1 protein-coding gene is annotated in these 1,531 nt (G+C 57.9%); it reads right to left on the bottom strand.

Annotated features, from left to right (window positions below; all coding sequences use genetic code 11):
• Nucleotides 1–8: 8 nt before the first annotated feature.
• Complete coding sequence (locus PG888_RS22815; protein WP_005327996.1) at nucleotides 9–1,427, bottom strand: IS66-like element ISUnCu16 family transposase; 1,419 nt, start codon at nucleotides 1,425–1,427, stop codon at nucleotides 9–11.
• Nucleotides 1,428–1,531: the final 104 nt, after the last annotated feature.

Genomic DNA, 1,531 nt, shown 5'->3' with positions numbered 1-1,531 from the left:
GTAACCGTTCACCGGGAGGATGTTGACAACAACTCTTCCGGGAGCGGGTAGTCTGTTTTCTCTATGCAGGCACTGACCACGGCCCTCAGCCATTCCTGCGGACAGCGACCTAACCGCTTGGCTGTCTCTATCAAAGACAAGATGCGCTGCCGAAACAGCTCTCCCCGATGTGACCAAACGCCATAGCTCCCCTTGCGCCACAGCACATACCCGCGTAGCGCCCGTTCCGCCTCATTATTGGTCAAGGCTATCTCGTCGTTTTCCAGAAAACGCCACAGCATTTCATCATCCTTGAGCAGTAGCCGACAGCGACCTCGGTAGCGCTTGCTGCACAGCAAACTGCCTCGCCCCAGCTCTTTTCGCCAGCTTTGCCGACATCGCTCAAGCCTTCGCTGATATTGTTTCTGGCTCAACACGCCTTGTTCATAGCCATGTCGAACCCTGAATACGCTATTTGCGAGAAGCACCAGTCGGGCCCCAATGGGCTGATTGACCTTTTCGCCGCTGTCGGCAATCGCTGCCACATTGCGCAGTACATGGGCCCAGCACAGCTGACGCTGGCTGCTGTCGATGAAACGGTATCCTGCGTACTGGTCTGTCACCAACACGCCATCCAATTCTGAGCCCAGCAGCCGTTTGGCCGCATCCTGACCCCGGCCAAACGCCGTCATGAAACAGACGGCCACCTTGCTCAGTGCCAGCCACATCCAGCGCCGCTCACCACCACGCTGATGCCGTGTTTCATCGGCATGGATACAGGAGGCTGATTGCACTTGTTGTTTGATGGCCTGGTGCGTCGGGGTCAACATGGCACTGACTCGCCCTTGCGCCTCGCTGATGGCGCCGCGACTGAAGCTCAGGCCGAAGTGCTGTTTAAGCTGTTGTTGTATCTGGCTAATGCTCTGGTGAAACAGACCACTTTGCAGGGCGATGTAGCTCAGCAGGTTGGTCCCCATCTGGCTGCTGCTCACCGTCTCGGGCAACGGAGCCGGGCTGGTCTCGATGCAATGACAACAGGTGCCGCTAAAGAGCTGATGTTCGGTCACCCTGTAGCTGACCTCGGGCAGGTCAAAGACCTGATGGACGCGGTAGGGTTTGTCATGAAATACCACATTGCCCCCACAGCAGGCGCACTGTCTGGCAGGGTAATGGGGTATTACCGTCAGCCGTTCATCCGCTGGATGACGCTCACGCCGAGCGCCTTTGTGGCCCGGTTGGGCGCCGCGTTTTTTACCTGAGGCAAGGCGCGGCCGAGCAGGTGGTGGTGAGCCTGGCCCATCACTGGAAGGAGGCTTGGAGGAATTGCCGCTGTGCTGGTTGAGTCGGTCTTCTAGCTCGGCGATGCGCGCCATCAGCTTCTGAATAAGTTCATTAGCCTGCTCAAGGGTCAGCGGCGAAGCGGCCGGTGGGGTCATGGATGTGCTCATGCCCCTGATGGTGCCAAGCTGACAGGATCACGCAAGAGGCAATAGTGGATCACCGGACGATCGTCTCATTTTTTACCTGTCAACTGGTCTGGGTGAACCGTTAC

The sequence above is a fragment of the Aeromonas sp. QDB23 genome (assembly GCF_027707745.1).
GTDB lineage: Bacteria > Pseudomonadota > Gammaproteobacteria > Enterobacterales > Aeromonadaceae > Aeromonas > Aeromonas allosaccharophila.
The sequence above is the reverse complement of the archived record's forward strand: the minus strand, read 5'-3'. Positions and strand labels throughout refer to the sequence as shown.